Annotated in this window: 21 protein-coding genes; 9 read left to right on the top strand and 12 right to left on the bottom strand. The window is 52.2% G+C overall.

The window, feature by feature from the left end:
* Positions 1-64 precede the first annotated feature (64 nt).
* Both lsrR and lsrK read left to right on the top strand, forming a co-directional pair.
* Positions 65-1,039 (top strand): transcriptional regulator LsrR, encoded by a 975-nt coding sequence (lsrR, locus tag J1778_RS23580; protein WP_217175205.1) that lies wholly within the window; start codon positions 65-67, stop codon positions 1,037-1,039.
* A gap of 70 nt (positions 1,040-1,109) precedes the next feature.
* Complete coding sequence (gene lsrK, locus J1778_RS23575; RefSeq protein WP_217175371.1) at positions 1,110-2,702, top strand: autoinducer-2 kinase; 1,593 nt, start codon at positions 1,110-1,112, stop codon at positions 2,700-2,702.
* A gap of 55 nt (positions 2,703-2,757) precedes the next feature.
* Here lsrK and kdgT read toward each other — a convergent pair whose 3' ends face one another.
* Both kdgT and fsa read right to left on the bottom strand, forming a co-directional pair.
* Complete coding sequence (kdgT, locus tag J1778_RS23570; RefSeq protein ID WP_217175204.1) at positions 2,758-3,756, bottom strand: 2-keto-3-deoxygluconate transporter; 999 nt, start codon at positions 3,754-3,756, stop codon at positions 2,758-2,760.
* A gap of 257 nt (positions 3,757-4,013) precedes the next feature.
* Positions 4,014-4,679, bottom strand: a complete 666-nt coding sequence (fsa, locus tag J1778_RS23565; protein WP_217175203.1) for a fructose-6-phosphate aldolase — start codon at positions 4,677-4,679, stop codon at positions 4,014-4,016.
* Positions 4,680-4,824: 145 nt separating this feature from the next.
* Here fsa and J1778_RS23560 point away from each other — a divergent pair, with 145 nt between their 5' ends.
* The 3 genes from J1778_RS23560 to J1778_RS23550 all read left to right on the top strand — a co-directional run bounded on the left by J1778_RS23560 (position 4,825) and on the right by J1778_RS23550 (position 8,967).
* Complete coding sequence (locus J1778_RS23560) at positions 4,825-5,724, top strand: glycyl-radical enzyme activating protein (RefSeq protein WP_217175202.1); 900 nt, start codon at positions 4,825-4,827, stop codon at positions 5,722-5,724.
* Positions 5,725-5,729: 5 nt separating this feature from the next.
* Positions 5,730-8,162, top strand: a complete 2,433-nt coding sequence (locus J1778_RS23555) for a formate C-acetyltransferase/glycerol dehydratase family glycyl radical enzyme (RefSeq protein ID WP_217175201.1) — start codon at positions 5,730-5,732, stop codon at positions 8,160-8,162.
* Between the two features lie 61 nt (positions 8,163-8,223).
* Entirely contained in the window at positions 8,224-8,967 is a 744-nt protein-coding gene (locus tag J1778_RS23550) for a DeoR/GlpR family DNA-binding transcription regulator (protein ID WP_217175200.1), read from the top strand.
* 18 nt (positions 8,968-8,985) lie between these two features.
* Here J1778_RS23550 and araD read toward each other — a convergent pair whose 3' ends face one another.
* Positions 8,986-9,681 (bottom strand): L-ribulose-5-phosphate 4-epimerase, encoded by a 696-nt coding sequence (gene araD, locus J1778_RS23545; RefSeq protein WP_112288857.1) that lies wholly within the window; start codon positions 9,679-9,681, stop codon positions 8,986-8,988.
* A 402-nt stretch (positions 9,682-10,083) separates the two neighbouring features.
* Between araD and osmB the strand changes: the two genes are divergently transcribed.
* Positions 10,084-10,302, top strand: coding sequence for an osmotically-inducible lipoprotein OsmB (gene osmB, locus J1778_RS23540; RefSeq protein WP_056780657.1), 219 nt, complete (start codon positions 10,084-10,086; stop codon positions 10,300-10,302).
* A 76-nt stretch (positions 10,303-10,378) separates the two neighbouring features.
* On the opposite strand, the gene yciH is transcribed toward osmB, so the two are convergent.
* Together yciH and pyrF are read right to left on the bottom strand one after the other, a co-directional pair.
* Complete coding sequence (gene yciH, locus J1778_RS23535) at positions 10,379-10,708, bottom strand: stress response translation initiation inhibitor YciH (protein ID WP_112288856.1); 330 nt, start codon at positions 10,706-10,708, stop codon at positions 10,379-10,381.
* 11 nt (positions 10,709-10,719) lie between these two features.
* On the bottom strand, positions 10,720-11,448 hold the full coding sequence (gene pyrF / locus J1778_RS23530) for an orotidine-5'-phosphate decarboxylase (RefSeq protein WP_217175199.1): 729 nt from the start codon (positions 11,446-11,448) through the stop codon (positions 10,720-10,722).
* Between the two features lie 191 nt (positions 11,449-11,639).
* Here pyrF and J1778_RS23525 point away from each other — a divergent pair, with 191 nt between their 5' ends.
* Positions 11,640-11,927: an Arc family DNA-binding protein gene (locus tag J1778_RS23525; RefSeq protein ID WP_217175198.1), complete on the top strand. Its 288-nt coding sequence runs from the start codon at positions 11,640-11,642 to the stop codon at positions 11,925-11,927.
* Positions 11,928-11,974: 47 nt separating this feature from the next.
* Here J1778_RS23525 and lapB read toward each other — a convergent pair whose 3' ends face one another.
* From lapB to pgpB, 3 genes are all read right to left on the bottom strand, one after another.
* A complete protein-coding gene (gene lapB / locus J1778_RS23520; protein WP_217175197.1) occupies positions 11,975-13,144 on the bottom strand; it encodes a lipopolysaccharide assembly protein LapB in 1,170 nt (389 codons plus the stop codon).
* 6 nt (positions 13,145-13,150) lie between these two features.
* Positions 13,151-13,462 carry a LapA family protein gene (locus J1778_RS23515; RefSeq protein ID WP_095925116.1) on the bottom strand — a complete coding sequence of 104 codons (312 nt, stop codon included), beginning with the start codon at positions 13,460-13,462 and terminating at the stop codon, positions 13,151-13,153.
* Positions 13,463-13,737: 275 nt separating this feature from the next.
* Positions 13,738-14,493 (bottom strand): phosphatidylglycerophosphatase B, encoded by a 756-nt coding sequence (gene pgpB, locus J1778_RS23510; protein ID WP_217175196.1) that lies wholly within the window; start codon positions 14,491-14,493, stop codon positions 13,738-13,740.
* A gap of 291 nt (positions 14,494-14,784) precedes the next feature.
* On the opposite strand from pgpB, the gene ribA reads away from it, so the two are divergent.
* Positions 14,785-15,375 carry a GTP cyclohydrolase II gene (ribA, locus tag J1778_RS23505; protein ID WP_217150672.1) on the top strand — a complete coding sequence of 197 codons (591 nt, stop codon included), beginning with the start codon at positions 14,785-14,787 and terminating at the stop codon, positions 15,373-15,375.
* Positions 15,376-15,448: 73 nt separating this feature from the next.
* Here ribA and acnA read toward each other — a convergent pair whose 3' ends face one another.
* The 3 genes from acnA to topA form a co-directional block, all read right to left on the bottom strand.
* The gene (acnA, locus tag J1778_RS23500; protein WP_217175195.1) at positions 15,449-18,121 is read right to left on the bottom strand and encodes an aconitate hydratase AcnA; all 2,673 of its coding nucleotides are present in this window, start codon (positions 18,119-18,121) and stop codon (positions 15,449-15,451) included.
* A gap of 186 nt (positions 18,122-18,307) precedes the next feature.
* Positions 18,308-19,282, bottom strand: a complete 975-nt coding sequence (cysB, locus tag J1778_RS23495) for an HTH-type transcriptional regulator CysB (protein WP_120130943.1) — start codon at positions 19,280-19,282, stop codon at positions 18,308-18,310.
* Positions 19,283-19,686: 404 nt separating this feature from the next.
* Positions 19,687-22,284 (bottom strand): type I DNA topoisomerase, encoded by a 2,598-nt coding sequence (gene topA / locus J1778_RS23490; protein WP_217175194.1) that lies wholly within the window; start codon positions 22,282-22,284, stop codon positions 19,687-19,689.
* A 462-nt stretch (positions 22,285-22,746) separates the two neighbouring features.
* Here topA and J1778_RS23485 point away from each other — a divergent pair, with 462 nt between their 5' ends.
* Positions 22,747-22,998: a YciN family protein gene (locus J1778_RS23485; protein WP_217175193.1), complete on the top strand. Its 252-nt coding sequence runs from the start codon at positions 22,747-22,749 to the stop codon at positions 22,996-22,998.
* A 152-nt stretch (positions 22,999-23,150) separates the two neighbouring features.
* On the opposite strand, the gene sohB is transcribed toward J1778_RS23485, so the two are convergent.
* Positions 23,151-24,194, bottom strand: a complete 1,044-nt coding sequence (gene sohB, locus J1778_RS23480) for a protease SohB (protein WP_217175192.1) — start codon at positions 24,192-24,194, stop codon at positions 23,151-23,153.
* Positions 24,195-24,511 lie beyond the last annotated feature (317 nt).

The following is a 24,511-nucleotide window of genomic DNA, read 5'->3' as shown; positions in this document are numbered from 1 at the left end:
ACACATCACAGTTAACAACATTTCGTTAACGAACAATTGATCTACATTTTGATAAGTGTTCACTATGAATGACAAAACAACGCTTTCCGATTTGACTAACCATCCGGAATTCAGCATGGGTGAAGAGGAACTGCTGGCACGCACCGCGTGGTTCTATTACCACGACGGCCTGACCCAGAATGAGATTGGTGAACGGCTCGGACTGACGCGGCTTAAAGTGTCACGTCTGCTGGAAAAAGGCCGGCAATCCGGGGTGATCCGCGTACAAATCAACTCGCGCTTTGAGGGCTGTTTGTCGCTGGAAAACACGCTGCTTGAGCGATTTGGTTTGCAGCAGGTTCGTGTGCTGCCCCAGCTTGCCGATGGTTCCCTGAGCGCACGTCTGGGCGTCGGCGCGGCGCATATGCTGATGACGATGTTAAAGCCTGCGCAATTACTGGCCGTGGGATTTGGCGAAACCGCCATGAGTACCTTGCAGCATCTGAGCGGGTTCATCGCCTCTCAGCAGATCCGTATGGTGACCCTTTCCGGCGGAGTCGGTCCTTATATGACCGGCATCGGACAACTCGATGCCGCCTGTGGTGTCAGCATCATTCCGGCACCGCTGCGGGCTTCATCAGCCAGCGTGGCGGCCATATTTCGCCAGGAGCGCAATGTACACGACGTGATGCTGGCGGCCTGTGCTGCGGATATTGCGGTGGTCGGTATTGGTTCGCTCAATCAGAAGCAGGAAGCGACCATTTTGCGCTCCGGTTATATCAGTGAAGGCGAGCAGTTGTTATTTGGCCGTAAAGGCGCAGTCGGCGACATTCTCGGATTCTTTATGCAGCGCAATGGTGAGCTGGCAGAAAACATGGCGATCCATGACGAACTGATTGCCGTAGCGCCGGACGAACTGGCGAGCATTCCGACCGTATTAGGCGTGGCGGGCGGCGTTGAGAAGGCTGAAGCGATTGTCGCCGCACTGAAAGGTAAACGAATAAACGCACTGGTTACTGAAGAGAGCACAGCAAGAGCCATGCTGGCGTTGCTCGGCTGACCCGCAGGGAGTGAGGGGCGTGGCGGTCAGGTAAACGGTGCCCGATAAACTGGCACGAGAGAACATCACGATGACCTCTACCCCGAACTCTGACGACGATCGTAGCTATTTAATGGCACTGGATGCCGGTACCGGCAGCATCCGGGCGGTAATTTTCAATCTTGAAGGTGAGCAGATTGCCGCCGGACAAGCTGAGTGGATCCATCTGGCCGTGCCGGATGTCCCCGGTTCAATGGAGTTTGATCTGCAAAAAAACTGGCAGCTGGCCTGCCAGTGTATTCGTCAGGCGCTGCATGAAGCGCATCTTCCTGCTTCCGCTATCCGTGCCGTCGCCGCCTGTTCTATGCGCGAAGGCATCGTGCTGTACGACAAATCCGGAGAACCTATCTGGGCGTGTGCCAATGTTGATGCCCGCGCCAGCCGTGAAGTCTCCGAATTAAAAGAAATCCACGATTTCGAATTTGAACGTGAAGTCTATGAATGCTCCGGCCAGACGCTGGCGCTGAGCGCAATGCCGCGTCTGTTGTGGCTGGCGCATCATCGTCCGGACATTTACCGACAGGCTGCCACCATCACTATGATCAGCGACTGGCTGGCGTATATGCTCAGCGGCGAGCTGGCGGTGGATCCGTCCAACGCGGGGACTACCGGCATGCTGGATTTAGCCACCCGCAACTGGCGCCCTGAACTGCTGGATATGGCCGGTCTGCGCGCCGATATGCTTTCTCCGGTGGCAGAAACCGGCACTCGTCTCGGATATGTCACTGCCCGCGCCGCGGATGCCTGCGGACTGAAATCAGGTACGCCGGTCGGTATGGGAGGGGGCGATGCGCAGCTTGGCACGCTCGGCCTCGGGCTGGTGCGCCCCGGCCAGACCGCGGTTCTTGGCGGGACATTCTGGCAGCAAATCGTCAATCTGCCGCAGGCGGTCACAGATCCGGAGATGAATATCCGCGTTAATCCGCACGTCATCCCCGGCATGGCGCAGGCTGAATCCATCAGTTTCTTCACCGGCCTGACGATGCGCTGGTTCCGCGACGCGTTTTGTACAGAAGAAAAAACCATGGCGCATCGTCTTGGCGTTGATGCCTACAGTTTGCTGGAAGACATGGCGGCACGGGTGCCTGTCGGTGCCTGGGGCGTAACGCCGGTATTCTCCGACGCGATGCATTTCAAGAACTGGTATCACGCCGCCCCGTCGTTCATCAATCTTTCCATCGATCCGGAGAAGTGCAACAAACCGGTACTGTTCCGCGCACTGGAAGAGAACGCCGCCATCGTCTCGGCCTGCAATCTGGATATGATCGCTGCATTCTCCGGCGTAAGAGCCAAATCGCTGGTGTTCTCCGGCGGCGGTTCGAAGGGGAAATTATGGTGTCAGATTTTAAGTGATGTGACCGGCGTTCCGGTCAATGTGCCGGTGGTTAAAGAAGCCACCGCGCTGGGTTGTGCGATTGCCGCGGGTGTCGCGGCAGGCGTGTATTCGTCTCTTGCCGACACAGGAGAAGCGCTGGTGCGCTGGGAACGGGAATATCAGCCGGATGTGGCGAACCATGCAAAATATCTGGTGCAGAAAGCCAACTGGCAGGAAGTGTACGCGGATCAACTGGGGCTGGTGGACCGGCAACTGACGACGTCGATGTGGAAAGCGCCAGGACTTTAGGGATAATTTCGGACTGCTCCCCCCTGCGAAAGGGAGGAGTAATTCAAATCTGGCGTTATTTGACACTCGCCATCGGCGGGTCCATCGCCACTTTGCCTTTCACTGCTTTGTTTTTCACTCTCCTTGACCACATCGCTGTCAGGATGGGCACCAGTACAGAGGTGACAATAACCGAGGTAGCGACCAGCGCCGTGGCAGCAGGAGCAATAGGTTTGAACTGCGGGACCATTTCGGCAATCAGTACCGGCGTCGCCACGGCGGCACCCGCGGAGCTGGAGGCGGCAATCCCTGCTGTGCCGTCACCGCCACCGATGAATTTGTCAGCCAGGATCAGCGGGATGCCGGTGATCACAATGACTGACACACCCAGAAGCACGCCTAACAGACCGGTTTGTGCAATGACAGTCAGGTTGATGGTGTTACCGAGGGCGAAGGCGAAGAACGGGATCAGCGTTTGCACCGCTTTGCTAAAGAACTCGCGCAGTTCAGGATCCAGATTGCCTAAGCCGAAACCGACCAGGAATGGCAGCACGGCACCAACGAAAACATGGGGCTCAAAGGACGCAATCCCTGCGGTGCCGAGGATAACCATCGTCATCAGCGGGCCGGACTCCAGAGACATCAGGACGAAAGCGCCCGCCTCTTCTTTTGTCCCGTATTGCTGCATTACTGACGCATACAAACCGCCATTGGTCATGTCCATCGACGCGACCAGCGCCAGAACCGACAGCCCGGCGAAGAAGCCAAACTCCACACCATTTTCAGGCATGAAACGCGAAACCACCGCCGCGACAATCCAGGCCACCGCGATTTTCGTGACCACCAGCGTGCCGGACTTGCGTAAAACAGTTCCGGTCGCACTCAGTTTGATCGAGGCTCCCATGCAGAAGAACCACACGGCCAGGATCGGTACGGTGCCCGTCATCAGTCCGTTAGTGAAAGAGCCAAAATACTTGCCCGAATCAGGCGCGAAGGTATGGCACAGCGCACCCAGAAAGAGAGGCACTAACATCATCCCGCCAGGGATTTTTTCTATCGCTCGTTTAATGTGCATGTTTTTCACCTGATTAAATGTAACGGACCACTGAATGCCGCTACGTTATCCATTTATCAGGTGTATAAAAGTGATTCACTTCATAAAATGAAACGATGTTTCTATTTTTTAGATCGGTAGTTTTAATAATTTACACCGTCAATATTTAATTTCTGAGCGCAATCACATTTTCAGTTTTTATTATCCTGACTGAATCTTTTAAAAAATAAAAAACCCGCAGCAGTTACCTGTGCGGGTTGGGAATTGCAGGATTAAAGTCAGCTGATTGACGTAGTTCCGAAAGCCTGGCGCCAGTCGGCATCAAATTTTTCAACTGCCGCCTGCACCGCAGGTGTATCGAGCAGTTGTTCCGCAACATCAACCGGAAGAGTGATTGACTGGCAACCGGCCAGCAGGCAATCCATCGCCTGTCGTGGCGTTCTGAAACTGGCGGCCAGCACTTTTGAATGCGGCGCATGAAGATTGAGCAGGGTCTGCAACTCTTTTACGACGGCAATACCATCACCGCCCTGCGCGTCCAGACGGTTAACATAAGGCGCGACATATTCAGCGCCAGCCAGTGCCGATAACAGCCCCTGGCCCGCCCCGTAAACTGCGGTGCCGAGAGTCGGAATATTCATCCCTTTCAGTTTTTTAATCGCAGCCAGACCTTCACGGGTTACGGGGACTTTTACCACTAAACCTGAAACGCGCTGCGTCAGTAACAGCGCTTCGGCTACCATCTGTTCAGCGTCAGAGGCCATCACCTGCGCGAATAATTTGCCATTCCCGCCCAGCGCATCCCGCAATGCAGGCAACACTTCCCACAGCGGTTTACCTTCTTTCGCCACAATGCTGGGATTGGTCGTCACCCCCTGCAACGGCAATATGCGTGAAAGACGTTTGACCGCAGCCACATCAGCAGTATCGAGATACAACTCCATAACCTCTCCTTAAAACTTGTGAGCAAATGCAAAGTTCAGTGAGTGTACGCCTGCAAGCAGAAGGTTTGTTGATCATCATCAAAATCACTTTCGAATGAAAGCATGTAAATTACGAAAGAAGAAAAAGACACAAAGGAGTGTCGAGATGATTTTCAATGTGCAGCGTTATTCCACACATGATGGTCCTGGGATCCGTACGGTCGTGTTTCTTAAAGGCTGCTCCCTGGCATGCACCTGGTGCCAGAACCCGGAAAGTCGCTCCGCCAGCCACGATATTTTGTTCGATACCCGCCTGTGCAGCAGCGGCTGTGACTATTGTGCGCAGGTATTCCCGCATGCAGTCAGCGTTGAGGAGGGCAGGATCAGCGTCCGGCAGGAAAATTTTACTGCGGCAGATTTATGCCAGATAGAACAAACCTGCCCTTCCGGCGCGCTGAGCGTGTGCGGCAGTGAGGTGGATGTTGATGCACTGATGCAGCAAATTTTGCGTGATAAGCCTTTTTATCAGCGTACCGGCGGAGGCGTAACGCTTTCCGGTGGTGAACCTTTTATGCAGCCGCAAACGGCACGCACGTTACTGCAACGCTGCAAACAGGAAGGCTTACACACGGCAGTGGAAAGCTGTCTGCATGTGCCCTGGAAATACATTGAACCCTCTCTTGGTGCACTCGATCTCGTGCTGGCGGATTTAAAACATGTCGCCAGTGAACCCTTTAAACGCCTGACCGGCGGCTCGGTAAAACGCGTGATGGATAATTTTCATCGGCTGGCCGCTGCCGGGCAACGGCTTATCGTGCGCGTTCCGTTAATTCCCGATTTCAATGCTGACCGAACGTCCATCCGTCAGATTGTGGATTTCGCAGCGGCAGAAACCGGCTGCGAAGCCATTCACTTTTTGCCGTATCACACACTTGGCATCAATAAATACGCCCTGCTCGGGCAACCTTATCTGGCTCCGCGCCAGCCATTAAATGACCCTGACCTGCTGACGTTTGCCGAAGAATACGCCGCACAAAAAGGGCTATGTTCACAGTTAAGAGGATAAGAATAATGACCCAGCTGAATCTGATTACCCTTTCCGCCCGGATCCGCTCACACAAAGAAGCCCTGATCCATATCGTAAAACCGCCGGTCTGTACTGAACGGGCGCAGCATTACACGCAGATTTATCAGCAACATGCCGACAAGCCGCTGGCCGTGCGTCGCGCACTGGCGCTGGCTGAACATCTGTGCCAGCGAACTATCTGGATCAAGCATGATGAGCTGATCGTCGGTAATCAGGCCAGTGAAGTCCGCGCCGCGCCGATTTTCCCGGAATACACCGTCGGCTGGATCGAAAGTGAAATAGATGCGCTGGCGGACCGGCCGGGTGCGGGGTTTGCCGTCAGCGAAGCCAACAAAAAAATTCTGCATGAAATCTGTCCGTGGTGGCGTGGTCAGACGGTTCAGGATCGTTGCTACGGGATGTTTACCGACGAACAGAAAGCGCTGCTCGAAAGTGGGATCGTGAAAGCTGAAGGCAATATGACTTCAGGTGACGCGCATCTGGCGGTGAATTTCCCGCTACTGCTTGACCTCGGCCTTGAGGGTTTACGTCATAAAGTCGACGAACGCCGCAACCGCCTTCAGCTAACGGACTGGGCAGATCTGCATAAAGAACAACTTCTGAAGGCCATTGATATCACGCTGAACGCCGTGAGCAGTCATATTCTGCGCTTCGCAGAGCTGGCACGTGAAATAGCCATGTCGGAAACCCGTGAGAACCGCCGGGCGGAATTACTGACAATGGCAGCGAACTGCGAAGTGATTGCCCACCGGCCACCGGAAAATTTCTGGCAGGCACTGCAGTTATGCTATTTCATTCAGCTGATTTTGCAGATTGAATCCAACGGTCACTCCGTTTCGTTCGGGCGTATGGATCAGTATCTCTATCCGTTCTACCGTCGTGATGTGGAACTGGAACAGACGCTGGAACGCAGTCAGGCCATTGAGCTGCTGCAAAGCTGCTGGCTGAAACTGCTGGAAGTGAACAAAATCCGTTCGGGCACACACTCAAAAGCGTCGGCGGGTAGCCCGCTGTATCAGAACGTCACCATCGGCGGTCAGACTTTGCATAACGGCGTGGCCGCCGATGCGGTCAATCCGCTGTCTTACGCGGTGCTGGAATCATGCGGACAACTGCGTTCGACCCAGCCGAACCTCAGCGTACGTTATCACGCCGGAATGAGTAATGATTTCCTCGATGCCTGCGTACAGGTGATCCGCTGCGGCTTTGGGATGCCTGCGTTCAACAACGATGAAATCGTGATTCCGGAATTCATCAAACTGGGCGTCGAAAAGCAGGATGCCTATGATTATGCAGCCATTGGTTGTATCGAAACCGCCGTCGGCGGCAAATGGGGATACCGCTGCACCGGCATGAGTTTCATCAACTTTGCCCGCGTCATGCTGGCAGCGCTGGAACAAGGTAAAGACGCGAAAAGTCATACCCGCTTCCTGGCCCAGGAACGCGGTTTGTCGCAGGGTAATTTCGATAACTTCGATCAGGTCTTTGCACAGTGGGATGAACAGATCCGTTATTACACCCGCAAATCTATCGAGATTGAATGCGTGGTGGATACGGTGCTGGAAGAAAACGCGCAGGATATTTTGTGTTCCGCGCTGGTAGATGACTGTATTGAGCGCGGCAAAACCATTAAGCAAGGCGGCGCGAAATATGACTGGGTATCCGGTTTGCAGGTTGGGATTGCCAACCTGGGTAACAGTCTGGCGGCGGTGAAAAAACTGGTCTTTGAACAAGGGACTATCGGTCAGCAGGAGCTGGCTGACGCGCTGGCTTCCGATTATGAAGGACTGGACGGCGAACGCCTGCGTCAACGCCTGATTAACGGCGCAGAGAAATACGGCAACGATCATGACGGGGTGGATAATCTGCTGGTGCGCGCGTATCAGTGTTATATCGACGAGCTGTCGAATTATCACAATACCCGCTTCGGACGCGGCCCGATTGGCGGCACGTATTATGCCGGCACGTCGTCAATTTCCGCGAATGTGCCTTTCGGGGCAGCCACGACAGCAACGCCGGATGGTCGCAAAGCCTTTACCCCGCTGGCTGAAGGCGCAAGTCCGGCATCGGGTACCGATCATCTCGGTCCGACCGCTGTATTTAACTCGCTGGGTAAATTGCCGACTGAAGCGATTCTAGGCGGGGTATTGCTGAATCAGAAGCTGAATCCGGCCTCGCTGGAAAACGAAAATGACCGCCAGACGTTAATGCTGATGTTGCGTACGTTTTTCGAAGAGCATCGCGGCTGGCATGTTCAGTACAATATAGTTTCCCGCGAGACATTGCTGAAAGCCCGTGAAGAGCCACAGAACTATCGTGACCTTGTGGTTCGTGTGGCCGGATATTCCGCTTTCTTTACGGCCTTATCGCCGGAGGCTCAGGATGATATTATCGCCCGTACTGAACACTCACTTTAATGTTCTCAACTGATTTTTCTTTTTTTTGGGCGGTTCCGGCCGCCCTTACTTTCGGGCGATTATGAACGACAGACAACAAATTATTCTGCAATGGGTAAATGACAAACAACGTATCAGCGTTTCTGAGTTGTCACAGATTTGCCAGGTTTCCGAAGTCACGATCCGCCATGATCTGACCCAACTGGAACAGCGTCATTATCTGCGCCGCGCCCACGGTTTTGCCGTCGCGATCCAGACTGACGACGTGGACACCCGCATGATGTCTAATTTTGCGCAGAAACAGAAACTGGCGAGATTTGCTGCATCATTGATTCAGGACGGGGAAACGGTATTTTTTGAAAGTGGCAGCAGTATCGCCCTGCTGGCGCAATATCTGGCTGACAAAAAGAATCTGACCGTGATTACCGTCAGCAGTTATGTGGCGTCATTATTGAAAAGTATGCCGTGCGACGTCGTTCTGCTGGGCGGAATGTATCAGAAAACCAGTCAGACCGTGGTCGGTCCGCTGACCAGACTGTGCCTGCAACAGATGAATTTCAGTAAGGCATTTATGGGGATTGACGGCTTCACAGTGGCGACGGGTTTTACCGGTCGCGACATGTTGCGCGCCGATGTGGTGAACGCGGTGGTAGAGAAAGGCGCGGAAAATATTGTCCTGACTGATTCATCGAAATTCGGCCAGATCAATCTCAATCCGCTCGGCCCTGTCAGCGCGTTCAGCCGGGTGATCACTGATGACAAACTTACAGAGGAGTACCAGCAACAGCTTTCTGCCGCTGGCATTCAGGTCAGCCTCGTTGGCTGACCTTTGGCATCAAAAGGTTTACTGCCCATAATAGGCGTTTTTTCCATGCTTGCGAAGATAGTGCTTATCTAATAGTTGCGGCTGCATATCCGGCAGCTGCGGCGATAACTGGCGCGAGAAAATCCCCATATACGCGATTTCTTCCAGTACGACGGCATTATGCACGGCGTTATCTGCATCGGTTCCCCAGGTAAACGGTCCGTGTGAATGCACCAGAACCGCCGGGATATCCGCCGGTGACAGGTTTCTTTCCGCAAAGGTTTTGACGATCACTTCGCCGGTTTCCCATTCATAACGCCCTGCGATCTCCTCTTCCGTCATCCGGCGTGTGCAGGGAATATTGCCGTAGAAATAATCCGCATGAGTGGTTCCCCAGGCCGGAATGTCCAGACCCGCCTGCGACCAGATGGTCGCGTGGCGTGAATGCGTATGAACAATACCGCCCGCTTGCGGGAAATTAAGGTACAGCACCCGATGGGTATCGGTATCAGAAGACGGCTTTTTGCTGCCTTCTACGATTTTGCCGGTTTCCAGTTCCACCACCACCATGTCGTCTGCGCCCATGTGGTCGTATTCCACCCCTGACGGTTTAATCACGACCAGCCCGAGCGCGCGGTCCACTGCGCTGACATTTCCCCAGGTAAAGGTCACCAGATTGTGGCGCGGCAGTGCCAGATTGGCCTCTAATACCTGCTCTTTCAGTTGTTTCAGCATCTTGGTTCCCTCATATTGCGATGCTTTATTGTCTGGGGCGCGGAGGTGTGCAGGTATGGGGCAAATCGCTAAAGAGTGCGTACAGATCTGCTGCAAACGCAAAAGTGCCAGGCGGGCGAGATTTGGGATGAAATGTCACCAGGCTTTAGTCTTTTGTGCTCCGGTGAAGCTGCGCGCTGGTGAATTAAGATTATTCACCTAGTTTATGAATGGTGGTTTCACTATTTTAATTCAACGGATGCAAAAGTGCGTCCGGATGATACGAAATATAAATAAAGGTTCCGAACAGCCAAAAAATTTGTAAGTAGTGTGAAGGATTACAAGGTGAAATTCGGTGAGAACGCTGCAACTTACCTATACTTATAAATGATGCTGAACGTTAATCCTTTGAGGAAGATAACTATGATGCTCGTAAATAAACGCGTTGCCAGTATTGCACTGGTTCTGACTCTTGCGATGTCTGTTACCGCGTGCGGTAACTGGTCTAAACGTGACCGTAACACGGCAATTGGTGCCGGTGCCGGTGCATTGGGTGGTGCGGTTCTGACTGATGGCAGTACTTTAGGTACATTAGGTGGCGCAGCAGTCGGTGGTATTGTGGGTCATCAGGTCAGCAAATAAAAAACAAAATCAAAAAACAGTAAGACGCTGCGCTGTCGACCGGCGCAGCATCTTGTTTACATGAGCCTTGTTTACCTCAGCCGCCAGCCAGCTTCACTTTCATTCCTTTCGCTTCCAGCAACTGTTTCAACAGGTCACGTTTATCGCCCTGGATCTCAATCACGCCCTCTTTCACCGCCCCGCCGCAACCACATTTCTTTTTCAGTTCTGCCGCGAGCTTTTCCAGCGCTGCATCGTCAAGATCAACGCCTGTGATCAGACAAACGCCTTTGCCTTTACGACCGCTGGTCTGGCGCTGAATACGCACAATACCATCACCTTTCGGGCGCGCGACGACGGCTTTCGGCTCATCAATCCTGCCGCTGTCGGTTGAATAGACCAGACGGCTGTTATTGTCATTACTCATAGATTTCCCTCTTAACGCAGTGATGCGCGGATATCACGCAGGGTCTGCGCCGGATCGGCTGACTGCGTAATCGGACGGCCAATCACCATATAATCCACACCCGCGGCCAGCGCTTCCTGCGGTGTCATAACGCGACGCTGATCATCCGCTTTGCTGCCCGCCGGACGAATGCCCGGCGTCACCAGTTGGAACGCCTGCCCCAGCGCGGATTTGAAGCGCGTCGCTTCCTGAGCGGAACATACCACGCCGTCCAGGCCACAATCGCGGGTCAGACGTGCCAGACGCTCAGCGTGATCCGCAGGTGAAAGTGTAATACCTAAATCGGCCAGATCACTGCTTTCCATGCTGGTCAGCACGGTCACCGCAATCAGCAGCGGGGCATCTTTACCAAAGGGTGCCAGCGCTTCACGGGCGGCGGTCATCATGCGTGCACCGCCGCTGGCGTGCACATTCACCATCCACACACCCAGATCTGCCGCAGCGGCAACGGCACGCGCGGTAGTGTTAGGAATGTCATGAAATTTCAAATCCAGAAAAACGTCGAAGCCGCGGCTTTGCAAATCTTTGACCATCTGCGGACCAAAATGCGTGAACATCTCTTTGCCCACTTTCAGGCGGCAATCACGGGGATCAATCTTATCGGCAAACGCCAGCGCTGCGGATTTATCGGCATAGTCAAGTGCGACAACAATCGGTGATGTATTTAAGTCATTGTTGTTAATATTATTTTCAGACTTCATATCGTCAGCCTCTTGTGTAAATTCAAGTCAGTAAGGGGAAATAATTTTTTTGCCGCCCGCATTTTACATGGCAAGACGCTGAATTCACAGCTACACATAATGTGACAGATTTATTAAATTTTTGTGAATCACTAGACGATGTAACAAGGCTGGCATAGCTTGTTACTTTTACTCTAAGGAAAGGCTGAAAAATGAGTGAGATAACAACCCTGACCGTTAAAATCCCGGTTGAATTGAAAGAATTAATCAAAAACGCCGCTGCTGAAGCGGAACATTCATTAAGTGCAGAAGTCGCAGCACGCCTGGAACAGAGTTTTAATCCCGCCGCACCAAAAAGCAAAAAGGCCGCCAAAGCGACCGAACACGAGATTGATAATCAGCATCTGGCTGAAGACAGCGAACCTGCGCTGACGGCCAAAGAAATCAAGAAATTACGCACCTTACTGAGCACCCGTAAGACGAGCAGCAAGAAGAAGTAACACTGATAATCAGAACAAGACAGCCGGAGGGACAGCGAGTCAAAAGATCACTGTCCGTCCAGTCCTCTGATAGGCTTGATCGTCGCCCAGCCACGGCATGACGGGCAATGCCAGTACAATGAATGCGCGGTGAAGCCGCATTTATGGCACCGGTAACGCGGTTTGGTACGGATTTGCTCGCCGACCATGTCGCGCAGTAAGACCAGGCTTTCCTTCGCACGTCCCTCTTCTGCATCAGCCAGATGGTAATCCATCAGATGATGAAACACGCGCATAGTCGGATGACGTTGCAACTGGCGGTTAATGTAGTTCTGCGCCGTTTCACGCCCTTCCTCATTATGAATGATTTCAGCCAGCATCAGCTCAGCGGCCGCGCCGGTATTCTCATCCACACAACGTTTGAGGAACTCCGCCCAGCCGAGCGTATCTTTCAGGTTCTGGTAGCATTCCTGAAGCATTGGCAAGGCTTCGCTGACCAGCTCTTTATCCTGCTCCAGCACGCGCTGCAAGGCTTCCGTCGCTTTACGGTATTCACCCTGCGCCAGTAAAATCCGCCCTTGCATGATAGAGACGCGGGCGCAGAGTTTATCCGCAGTCGCCGCTTTCTTCAGCAGTCCCATCGCTTTATCAAAATCATCGGCAACTATCGCCTGTAAGGCCAGTTCGCACCAGAAATGCGCAATTTCTTTACGGCGGTTTTCTTTGCCCAGTTTGACCAGCCGCTCAGCCACGTCGATGGCATTTTGCCAGTCGCTGGTTGCCTGGTGGATGATCAACAACTGCTCAAGGGCAAACAGCTGGAAATCCTGCTCTTTAACCAACTGATTGAACATGTCTTCGGCGCGGTCATAAAAACCGGCAGCCATGTAGTCACGTCCCAGTTGCTGAACGGCAAGCAGGCGTTGTTCGAAGGTCAGTGAGGCGCTTTCCATCAGCGACTGGTGGATGCGGATTGCGCGATCCACTTCGCCACGGGAGCGGAACAGGTTGCCCAGAGTCAGGTGCGCTTCGACTGTGCTGCTGTCCTCTTTTAACATCTCAAGGAACAGGTCGACCGCTTTGTCCTGCTGATTGGAAAGCAGGAAGTTAACCCCCGCTACGTATTCACGCGACAGGCGGTTAGCATTTTCCTGTTTATCCTGCTGAGAACTTCTGCGCCCCATGTACCAGCCATAGGCGGCCGCAACGGGCAACAACAGAAACAGCAGTTCTAACATAGAGGATTATTCCTTGCTGACATCATAAGATGCTGCTGGCGGCGTAACGACAGCCGCAGGCTCAATTTGTTGTTCAAGACGTTTGATTTTACGTTGCGCGCGCCCCAGTGACAGACGGACGCGAAGATAGAACAACCCGCAAATGACCCAGCCGAGGATAAAACCGGTGGCAAACAACACAGCAAGCAGTGTGGAAACGCGATAGTCACCCTGCGCCAGCAAATAGTTGAAGGTCACAGTCTGATCGTTATGGGCACCCAGAGTGATAGAAATCACAACGATGACCAGCAAAAATAAAAAAATCAGCAGATATTTCACATTCGTTCCTGTAATGCCGGATGTTCCGGATGAATTATGCCAAAAACTCTCGTCCCGACCTAATAAGTTAGCATTTCCGAACAAAGCTGGGAAATATTGCAGCGGCTTTAAATGCAGTCTGTATCAACTTCGACCAATTTTGATGAACATATCCGAAGTTGCGCTTATCACTGCAATCAGGCCAATGAGATGTATATGGGGATTAAGTAGGTGGAATTAAAGGGGCGCGGCGAACGCCCCCCTTTTGGTGACAAAGGCTTACAGGTTTTGTCCGATCATTCGCGCTCGCGAATTTCCTGATTTTCTGCCGGCGGTGGCGTCAGCGGGCCGACATATCGCTCCGTCAGCCAGCAGCCCAGCGTCACCAGTATCCAGCTGATCCCCACGGATGCCAGCAGGTCGCGCGGCCAGTGCATACCCAGCATCAGACGACTACCCATGACCACCATCGCCCACACCATCAGCACCGTGACCGTTTTGTAGTGCTTACGGCGCCATAACAGCCCGATGCCTAACAGAGCCCAGGTAGCGGCAAACATGGTATGACCAGAAGGAAACGCGTAACCGGTATCGTTCTGCCAGCTTTTGTTCAGCCAGTGCGGAATTTGTACGTCATCACCGAGAATTTCTTTCACCTGTTTGCCACGCAATTTGCTTTTCTGCGCATAAAACTCACTGACGTTCATTTGGTGATCGGTACCCAGCCACGCCACATAAGGCCGCGGCTCACGCACTTCGCCCTTGATAAAATCTTTGACGTATTGCCCGACCAGCAGCGAGGCCACAATAATCACCCCCAGCCCGATGGCGGGTTTAAGACGAAAGCGCAGGCACCACAGGAACCAGCCGCAAAGAATGACCGTCGTGAGAATACCCCAGGGCTCGCTCACCGTTTCCGTCACCCAGAACAGCGGGCGCAATAAGGCAGGATTTTGTCCCGGCACCCAGAGCCAGCCGCTTATCCATACCGCTGCGGGCATCAGCATTAAAATGACAGCCCCGAGTGCGGTGCGTTTGGCGATATCAAACATAGTTGTCCTTTCCGTCAGTCGTAAAAAAGAGTTGGAGTGTAGCAACGTTGTCACCGCATCACATTCTCAACGCTTCGATTGTTGAGGATGCAGTTATAATTCATATCTTATGAACTAATCGTTCAAATATTCCCGCTAAAATGAACAGCAAACTGTGGCAAAATGGTGCCCTGGCATGATGGAAAGGCACCGATTCCCTATCCACAGGCCGCATCCGAACGTAGGATGCGCATCAACAAGTAAAATACTCACTGTGAATAAAGACTATTTGTGGTTTTTTTGGAGCATAAAATGCAGCTGAAACGGGTGGCAGAAGCCAATCTGCCAACACCTTGGGGCGATTTCCTGATGGTGGGTTTTGAAGAATTGGCCACCGGGCACGACCACCTGGCGTTAGTTTTTGGTGACATCAGCGGTGAAACACCCGTTCTTGCGCGAGTTCACTCTGAATGTCTGACCGGTGATGCTTTATTCAGCCTGCGCTGCGACTGTGGTTTCCAGCTTGAAGCAGCACTGAATCACATTGCTGAGGAAGGCCGCGGTATCCTGATGTATCACCGTCAGGAAGGCCGTAACATCGGCTTGCTCAATAAAATCCGTGCTTATGCGCTGCAGGACAAAGGCTACGATACCGTCGAAGCTAACCATCAGCTTGGGTTTGCCGCTGACGAGCGTGACTTCACGCTGTGTGCGGACATGTTCAAATTGCTCGGCGTTGATTCCGTTCGTTTGCTGACCAACAATCCGAAGAAGGTCGAAATTCTGACTGAAGCCGGAATAAATATTACCGAACGTGTCCCGTTGATCGTGGGCCGTAACCCGGAAAACGAACGCTACCTGTCGACTAAAGCGGCCAAAATGGGTCACCTGCTCGAGAAGTAAGAGTTCTATAGTCCGATGAAAATATTAAGGGCACCTTAAGAAGGTGCCCTTTTTTAATGGCAGAAGACCAGGTTTACAGCATTTTGCGGATCACGTAATGCAGAATGCCGCCGTTCTGGAAGTACGTCAGCTCGTTGCCGGTATCGATACGGCAACGGGCATTAACCGTTTCTTTATGGCCGTCCGCGTAAACGATATGCACCGCCACGTCCTGCCCTGGCGTCAGGGTTTGCAATCCGCTGACACTGATCTGCTCGTCGCCGGTCAGTTTCAGCGTTTTACGGGTGACGCCCTGCGGGAATTCAAGCGGTAGAATCCCCATCCCGATCAGATTCGAACGGTGAATACGTTCGAAAGATTCGGCGATAACCACCCGTACGCCCAGAAGACGCGGCCCTTTTGCTGCCCAGTCACGGCTTGAACCCGAACCGTACTCTTTACCCGCAATCACCGCAGTCGGCACACTTTCATGCTGATAACGCATCGCGGCATCGTAAATCGCCAGTTGATCCTGCGACGGAATATGACGGGTATAACCGCCCTCGACGCCCGGCACCATTTCGTTTTTGATACGGATATTGGCAAACGTCCCGCGCATCATCACTTCGTGGTTACCGCGTCGTGAACCGTAAGAGTTGAACGCTTTTGGTTCGACACCATGCTGTTTAAGATACAGACCCGCCGGACTTTCCGCCTTAATATTACCGGCTGGCGAGATGTGGTCGGTAGTGACAGAGTCCGCCAGAATCGCCAGAATACGGGCATCTTTGATGTCTTCGAGTGCATCCGGCTCGGCTTTCATATCGCTGAAGAAGGGCGGATGGCGGATGTAAGTAGAATCTTCCTGCCAGGTGTAGGTCGGCGTGCCATCAACCTGAATCGCCTGCCAGCTGGCATCACCGTTGAAGACTTCGGCATATTCTTTGTGGAACATTTCCGTCGTCACCTGCCCGACCGCGTTGGCAATGTCATTGGCGGAAGGCCAGATATCTTTCAGATATACCGGGTTGCCGTCTTTGTCCTCTCCCAGCGGATCGGTCGTCAGATCGACATTCATGTTCCCCGCCAGTGCGTAAGCCACCACCAGCGGCGGTGAAGCCAGCCAGTTGGTTTTAATCAGCGGATGAATACGTCCTTCGAAGTTACGGTTACCGGAAAGTACCGCCCCGACGGTCAGATCACCGGCTTTAATGGCCGATTCAATCGGTTCAGGCAACGGCCCTGAGTTACCGATACAGGTCGTACATCCATAACCCACAAGATTAAATCCGAGTTGTTCCAGATACGGCATCAGACCGGCGGCATTAAGATAATCGGTCACCACTTTAGAACCCGGCGCCAGCGAAGTTTTCACCCAAGGTTTACTGGTGAGGCCTTTTTCTGCGGCATTTTTAGCGAGCAAACCGGCCGCCATCAGCACGCTTGGATTCGAGGTATTGGTACAAGAGGTGATGGCAGCAATGACCACCGCACCGGTGGTCAGGGCATAATGCTGGCCGTCCAGTGTGAATGTCTCTTTATCGCTGCGCCCTGCTTTATTGTGACCCAGCTCCAGTTCCGTTGCCGCTTTAAACGCTTTAGGGACATTGGGCAGCGCCACGCGATCCTGCGGACGTTTAGGCCCGGCCAGGCTTGGCTCGACTTCCCCCATGTCCAGCGCCAGCGTACTGGTAAAGACCGGCTCATCACCGGCATTACGCCACAAGCCCTGCACCTGAGAATAGGCTTTCACCAGTTCGATTTGCTCGTCGCTGCGGCCACTGAGTTTCATGTAGCTCAGGGTGACGTCATCCACCGGGAAGAATCCGCAGGTTGCGCCGAATTCCGGCGACATATTGGCAATGGTGGCGCGGTCGGCCAGCGGCAGGTCAGCCAGTCCGTCACCGTAGAATTCAACAAATTTGCCCACCACGCCGTGTTTGCGCAGCATCTGTGTGACCGTTAACACCAGGTCTGTCGCGGTGATGCCTTCGCGTAATTTACCCGTGAGTTTGAACCCGACAACATCAGGGATCAGCATGGAAACGGGTTGTCCGAGCATTGCTGCTTCTGCTTCGATACCGCCGCAGCCCCAGCCTAAAATGCCCAAACCGTTGATCATAGTGGTATGCGAATCGGTGCCGACCAGTGTGTCGGGATAGGCGACCGTTTTGCCATCCTGTTCTTCGTGCCAGACAGTTTGCCCGAGATACTCAAGGTTGACCTGATGACAGATACCGGTGCCAGGCGGGACCACACGAAAACGGTTGAAGGCTTTTTGTCCCCAGCGCAGGAACTGATAGCGTTCGTTATTACGCTCCATTTCCAGCCGGACGTTTTCGTCAAAGGCCTGATCATCACCGAATTCATCGACCGTTACGGAGTGGTCGATGACCAGATCAACCGGCGATAAGGGGTTGACCTGTTCGACATTGCCGCCAAGCCGTTTGACCGCCTGACGCATCGCCGCCAGATCGACCACAGCAGGGACACCGGTGAAATCCTGCATCAGAACACGCGCCGGACGGTAAGCAATTTCCCTGTCCGCATGGCCGGTTTTCTGCCAGCTGACCAGTTCCTGTAAATCACTTTCCGTGACGGTATCGCCATCAACATGGCGCAACAGATTTTCGAATAACACTTTGAGGGATTTGGGCAGACGCTGGATATCACCCAGCGTTTTGGCTGCGAGTGGCAGGCTGTAGTAGTGGAACTCCTTGTTCTGGACCGCCAGCTTATCCAGACTGTTCTTGCGAATAGACGACATAGCTTCTCCTTTAGCGCTCAGCGTGGCCGTAAGGAATAACCCGCTGGCTTATAAGTGCATAGTTAAAGATAACACAAATAATTGTTAACATTCCGATAACAGCTCAAAGTGTTCAACAGGCAAAAAAAATCCCGCAGCATCATCAGAGGCGGCGGGACTGGCGGTCAGCAAAGAAAATGTTGCGGTTTATTTCACCGGCAATTTGATGTCTTTAAACATCTCTTCAATATCTTCGTTTGAGCGCAGGGAAATGGCGGTGTCCACCACATCACGCGTCAGATGCGGTGCAAAGCGCTGAATGAAATCGTACATGTAACTGCGCAGGAAGGTGCTGCGGCGGAAACCGATTTTAGTGGTGCTGTAGGTGAAGATATCACGCGCATCTACGGTGACCAGATCCGGATCCTGCACCGGATCCACCGCCATACTGGCGATCACCCCAACGCCGAGCCCCAGACGTACATAGGTTTTGATAACGTCGGCATCGGTGGCGGTAAAAACAATGCGCGGCGTCAGACCTGCACGGTTGAACGCGGTATCAAGCTCTGAACGGCCGGTAAAACCGAAGGTATAAGTGACGATAGGATAAGCGGCCAGTTCTTCGATGGTGACTTTTTCTTTGCCCGCCAGCGGATGATCCGGCTGAACCACCACCGCACGGTTCCAGTGGTAGCACGGTAACATCACCAGGTCATCGTACAGATGCAGGGCTTCTGTCGCGATAGCGAAATCGGCATTCCCTTTGGAAACGGCTTCAGCGATTTGAGTCGGAGAGCCCTGATGCATATGCAGCGAAACGCGCGGGTAACGCTCAATAAAGCCTTTAATCACATTCGGCAGAGCATAACGCGCCTGCGTGTGCGTGGTCGCCACATACAATGAACCTTTGTCGGGATAGGTGTGCTCACCGGCCACGGCTTTAATGGCATCAACTTTAGACAAGACTTCACGGGCGATACGGATAATTTCCTGCCCGGCGGGTGTGACCTGCGTCAGATGTTTGCCGCTGCGCGAAAAAATCTGGATCCCCAGTTCATCTTCCAGCATGCGAACCTGTTTACTGATACCCGGCTGCGACGTGTACAGGCCTTCTGCCGTCGAACTGACGTTCAGATTGTGATTAACAACCTCTACGATGTAGCGCAGTTGCTGCAATTTCATATCTCATACCACCCTGGTTTCAAACCCTGTCGCCATCCCTGTTCATCCGTTGGCTGAACAGACTGGAAATGATTTTTATATCGAATACCGGAAGTCTGTGAACGCACCGTTTTTATGCCCCAGACGCATTAACTTATTACTTAAGTGCATAAGAATAAATTTTATATAACAATTATATCAATTATTAATGTCATGTATACCCGAAGAACATAACGATAATCGCGGCCTGTCTCAGACTGATAATAAAAACACGCAGAACTCAGCGATGATAGATCTTAATGCAATAAAAAAACCAGCCCGGAGGACTGGTTTTTTACAACTGCGCAACAGAATGCAGTAATTCGGTTATCGCCTAAATAATTCAAATTGCAGGAAGGCGGCAAGTTGAAGTATGACGGCGATAATTATTTTTTGCCTTCGACCCATTTACCGTCAACAAAGAACGCCGTCCAGCCAGTGGCTTTACCGTCTTTCTCGGAGGAAACGTACTGCTGTTTGGTCTTGCGGCTGAAACGTACCATCGATTTATTGCCTTCCGGGTCTGCGACTGGTGCATCGGCCAGATAGCTCAGTTTTTCCGGCAGACGATCTTTAAAGCGTTTCAGTTCTTCCACCAGCGGCGCACGGGTTTCGCGCGATTTTGGGAAAGTGTTGGCAGCCAGGAAGACACCGGCCGCACCATCACGCAGAACGAAATAGGCGTCTGACTTCTCACACGGCAATTCTGGCAAAGGAACCGGATCTTCTTTCGGCGGTGCAACGTCACCGTTACGTAAAATCTTACGGGTGTTTTTACACTCGTCGTTGGTACAACCCATGTACTTACCGAAACGTCCCATTTTCAGGTGCATTTCAGAACCACATTTTTCGCACTCAACAATCGGGCCGTCATAGCCTTTGATGCGGAACTCACCCTGCTCGATGTCGTAGCCATCGCATTCCGGGTTATTACCACAGACATGCAATTTGCGCTGATTGTCGATGAGGTAGCTGTCCATCGCCGTGCCGCATTTGCCGCAACGACGTTTTGCACGCAACGCATTGGCTTCGGCTTCGTCGCCTTCCAGAATGTTAAGCACTTCTGCATCAGCAATCAGGTTGATGGTGGTTTTGCAGCGCTCTTTCGGCGGCAATGCATAACCGGAACAACCCAGGAACACGCCGGTGCTGGCGGTGCGGATCCCCATCGGACGGCCACAGGTCGGACATTCGATGCTGGTCAGTACCATTTGATTCGGGCGCATACCGCCTTCTTCAGGATCTTTCTCGGCGGTTTCTAACTGTTTGCTGAATTCACTGAAGAATTCATCGAGAACCGCTTTCCATTCCGCCTTGTTATTGGCGACCTGATCCAGACCGTCTTCCATGCGTGCGGTGAAATCGTAGTTCATCAGTTCGCGGAAGTTTTCTTCCAGACGATCGGTGACGATTTCACCCATTTTCTCGGCGTAGAAACGGCGGTTTTCAACGTGAACGTAACCGCGGTCCTGAATGGTCGAAATGATCGACGCATAAGTGGACGGACGGCCAATGCCACGTTTTTCCAGCTCTTTTACCAGAGACGCTTCGCTAAAACGCGCTGGCGGTTTGGTGAAGTGCTGAGTTGGCAGCAGTTGTTGCAGTTCCAGTTCCGTGCCGACTTCTATCGCCGGTAACGTTCTGTCTTCGTCGCCTTTACGCAACGCAGGCATCACTTTGGTCCAGCCATCGAAACGCAGCGTACGACCTTTAGCGCGCAGGGAATAATCACCGGCTTTAACCGTCAGCGTAGTGGAATCGTACTGGGCTGGTGTCATCTGACACGCTACAAACTGGCGCCAGATCAGCTGATACAGACGCTGTGCGTCCGCTTCCATATCTTTGAGCTGTTCGGAAACAACCGCCACATCAGAAGGACGAATCGCTTCGTGCGCTTCCTGAGAGTTCTCTTTGTTGCTGTATTGCAGCGGGGCTTTCGGCAGATATTTATCGCCGAAATTCTCGCCAATATAGCCACGTACCATTTCCACCGCGTCCTGGCTCAGGTTAGTGGAGTCAGTACGCATATAGGTGATATGACCGGCTTCGTACAGACGCTGGGCCATCATCATGGTTTTCTTCACACCGAAGCTCAGACGCGTACTGGCCGCCTGTTGCAACGTGGACGTAATGAACGGCGCACCCGGTTTGCTGCTGGTCGGTTTGTCTTCACGATCAACAACGGTGTAGCGCGCTTTCTCAAGCAGCGAAACGGCTGCATGAGTCTGTTCTTTATTGACCGGCTTGAACGGTTTTTCCAGGTGATGCGTCACTTCCATTTGCAGCGCAGTGTCTTTCTTCGCCAGCAAATCTGCATGCAATTCCCAGTATTCTTCCGGAACGAACGCTTTGATTTCTTTCTCGCGTTCCACGACCAGACGCACTGCCACGGACTGAACACGGCCAGCGGATAAACCACGGGCAATTTTCTTCCACAGCAGCGGGGACACCATGTAACCCACCACGCGGTCCATAAAGCGACGCGCCTGCTGAGCATTCACACGATCAATATTCAGTTCGCCGGGTTCTTTAAAGGCGTTCTGAATCGCGTTTTTAGTAATTTCGTTGAATACCACGCGGCTGAAACGCTTGTCATCACCGCCAATCACTTCCCGCAAATGCCAGGCAATCGCCTCTCCTTCGCGGTCAAGGTCGGTTGCGAGATAGATGTGGTCAGCTTTTTCCGCTAACGCTTTTAACTCAGCAACAACTTTTTCTTTACCCGGAAGTATTTCGTATTGGGCAGCCCAGCCATGAAACGGATCGACACCCATGCGATTAACCAGCGCAGTTTTCTCATCCTTTTTTACTTTTTTCTTTGTTTTTTCTTCGGTTGAGGCGGCGGTCTTTTTAGCAGCGGATCCACTGGTCGGTAAATCACGGATATGACCGACGCTGGACTTAACCACGTAGTCATTTCCTAAATATTTATTAATCGTTTTGGCTTTTGCCGGGGACTCAACTATTACGAGAGCTTTGCCCATAATTACCTTTACCTGAATGATTCTTCATCAGCTGAAGAAGATTTTGTCTAGTTATGCCGCGGCACAATATCACGTCTTTTTTTATATTGCGGCAGTGAGTCAGAACGTCAACCTATTTCTTTCAAACAAGGCGAGAACTGACTTCCAGAGGTTCAAAACACTGATTTTGCGAGGGATTAACCAGACAGGGCTCAGCAGAATGCGCCCGTTTTTAAGTCAAATAATGACCAAGCGTAAACAAAACATTCCACCTGAAGCCACAAAATCCCACACTCTACCTGATAAAAATCGTCACGCAAACTAATTAACACCTAAACGCTCTTTTCGCCAATTCACGTAAACCCTTTACTGTTTCGCACAATTAATAATCAACCGTCCGGGCGGATTACCCACAGCAGATTTGCGGTTTTCTCCGTGGCGGGATTACAATAACGTCAGCAATTATAGTGGGGAGTAAATATCATGCACGAAAATACATCGGCAATTAGTCGTGAAGCTTTACTGATCGAAGCGAATAAGGTTATCCGTGAGCATGAAGATTACATGCACGGAATGCTGGCGACAGAGGTTGAGCAGAAAGGCAATGTGCTGGTTTTCCGCGGAGAGTTTTTCATGGATGAGGACGGTTTACCGACCAGAAAAACCACGGCGGTATTTAATATGTTTAAACACCTGGCTCATCTTTTTTCAGAAAAATACCATCTCGAAGACTAAGCATAAAAAAGACTAATAAAGGTAAGCGTTCCCGATAAACTCTTGCAGTAAATCGGGACAGTAAAAAAGGGACATCAGTCCCTTTTTTACTCTTCATGCTCGGCCAGAACGTCATGCTCCGCCAGAACGATTCATGCCCTGCCAGTTTCGCGTTACAGCAACGGTTTCTGGCTGCGCTGCAACCAGCGCAGGAACAGACGATCCGCGCTTTCTGCTGCGCTGCCGGTAAACCGGTCCATCATGCGTTTACGGCGGCTGTAACGCACCGCGATCACTTCATGATTTTTCATTTCGGCAATCAGCAAATCGTCACTAGTACCAATCGCATCAATCAGACCATTTTCTCGTGCCTGGGTACCGAACCAGTGCTCACCTGTCGCTACCGCATTAATATCAAGTGAAGGACGGTTTTGATGTACAAACTCCTTGAACAGAACATGCGTTTCGTTCAGGTCTTCACGGAATTTTTCGCGCCCTTCTTCGGTGTTTTCACCCAGCAACGTCAGCGTGCGTTTAAACTCACCCGCCGTATGCAACTCAATATCAATGTCGTTCTTTTTCAGCAGACGGTTAAAGTTCGGGATTTGCGCCACAACACCAATGGAACCAATGATGGCAAACGGTGCGGCAACAATACGGTCTGCCACGCAGGCCATCATATAACCGCCGCTGGCGGCCACCTTATCCACGGCAACGGTCAGTCGGATCCCGCTCTGACGCAGGCGAACCAGTTGAGAGGCAGCCAGGCCATAACCGTGTACCACCCCGCCAGGACTTTCGAGGCGCAACAGCACTTCGTCTTCCGGTGTCGCCACCGCCAGCACCGCCGAGATCTCTTCACGCAGCGAAGTCACTTCATGAGCGTCCATACTGCCTTTAAAATCGAGCACATACAGGCACGGTTTGCTTTTCGTGCCACCCGTTTTTGCCTGCAGTTTTTTCTGTTTAGCTTCCGCTTTATCTTTTTTCTTCAGTTCCTTGCTACGAATTTTCTGCTCAGCCGGATTCATACGCGCACTGCGCATTTCACGTTGCATTTCGCGATATTGCTCGCCTAAGTCGATCAGCTGTAACTCACCTTTACTGTGAGATTTACGGTGACGAAGGCCAACCACCAGAATTACCAGCGCGCCGATGGCGATCACTACGGTCACAACTTTGGCCAGAAACAGCCCATAAAGAGAAAGTAAATCCACAAAACCGCCTTATCTATGTGGTCATAAAACCGTGGTCAGAAAGATGTTGAACATTCTAGTCAATCGCCGCCGCGACGTCTTGTTTGAATATGACATTGTCAATCGTACGTAAAACTGAGTGCGTCCGTGTTCCAATTTTGTTACAAAAGAGCTGTCCGTTTTTCGGTTAATCATTGAAACTCATGCCCATTTGAGGCATATAACCGGTGATCACTGCCGAAATACCCCAAATTTTCACCAAAATGTCGGACTCCGGTCGAGCGCCACTTCTCCCGTTCCCTGCATTTTTTGATATTAAGAGCGCCAGATGTGATGAC

The organism is Rahnella bonaserana, from assembly GCF_019049675.1.
GTDB lineage: Bacteria > Pseudomonadota > Gammaproteobacteria > Enterobacterales > Enterobacteriaceae > Rahnella > Rahnella bonaserana.
The sequence above is the reverse complement of the archived record's forward strand: the minus strand, read 5'-3'. Positions and strand labels throughout refer to the sequence as shown.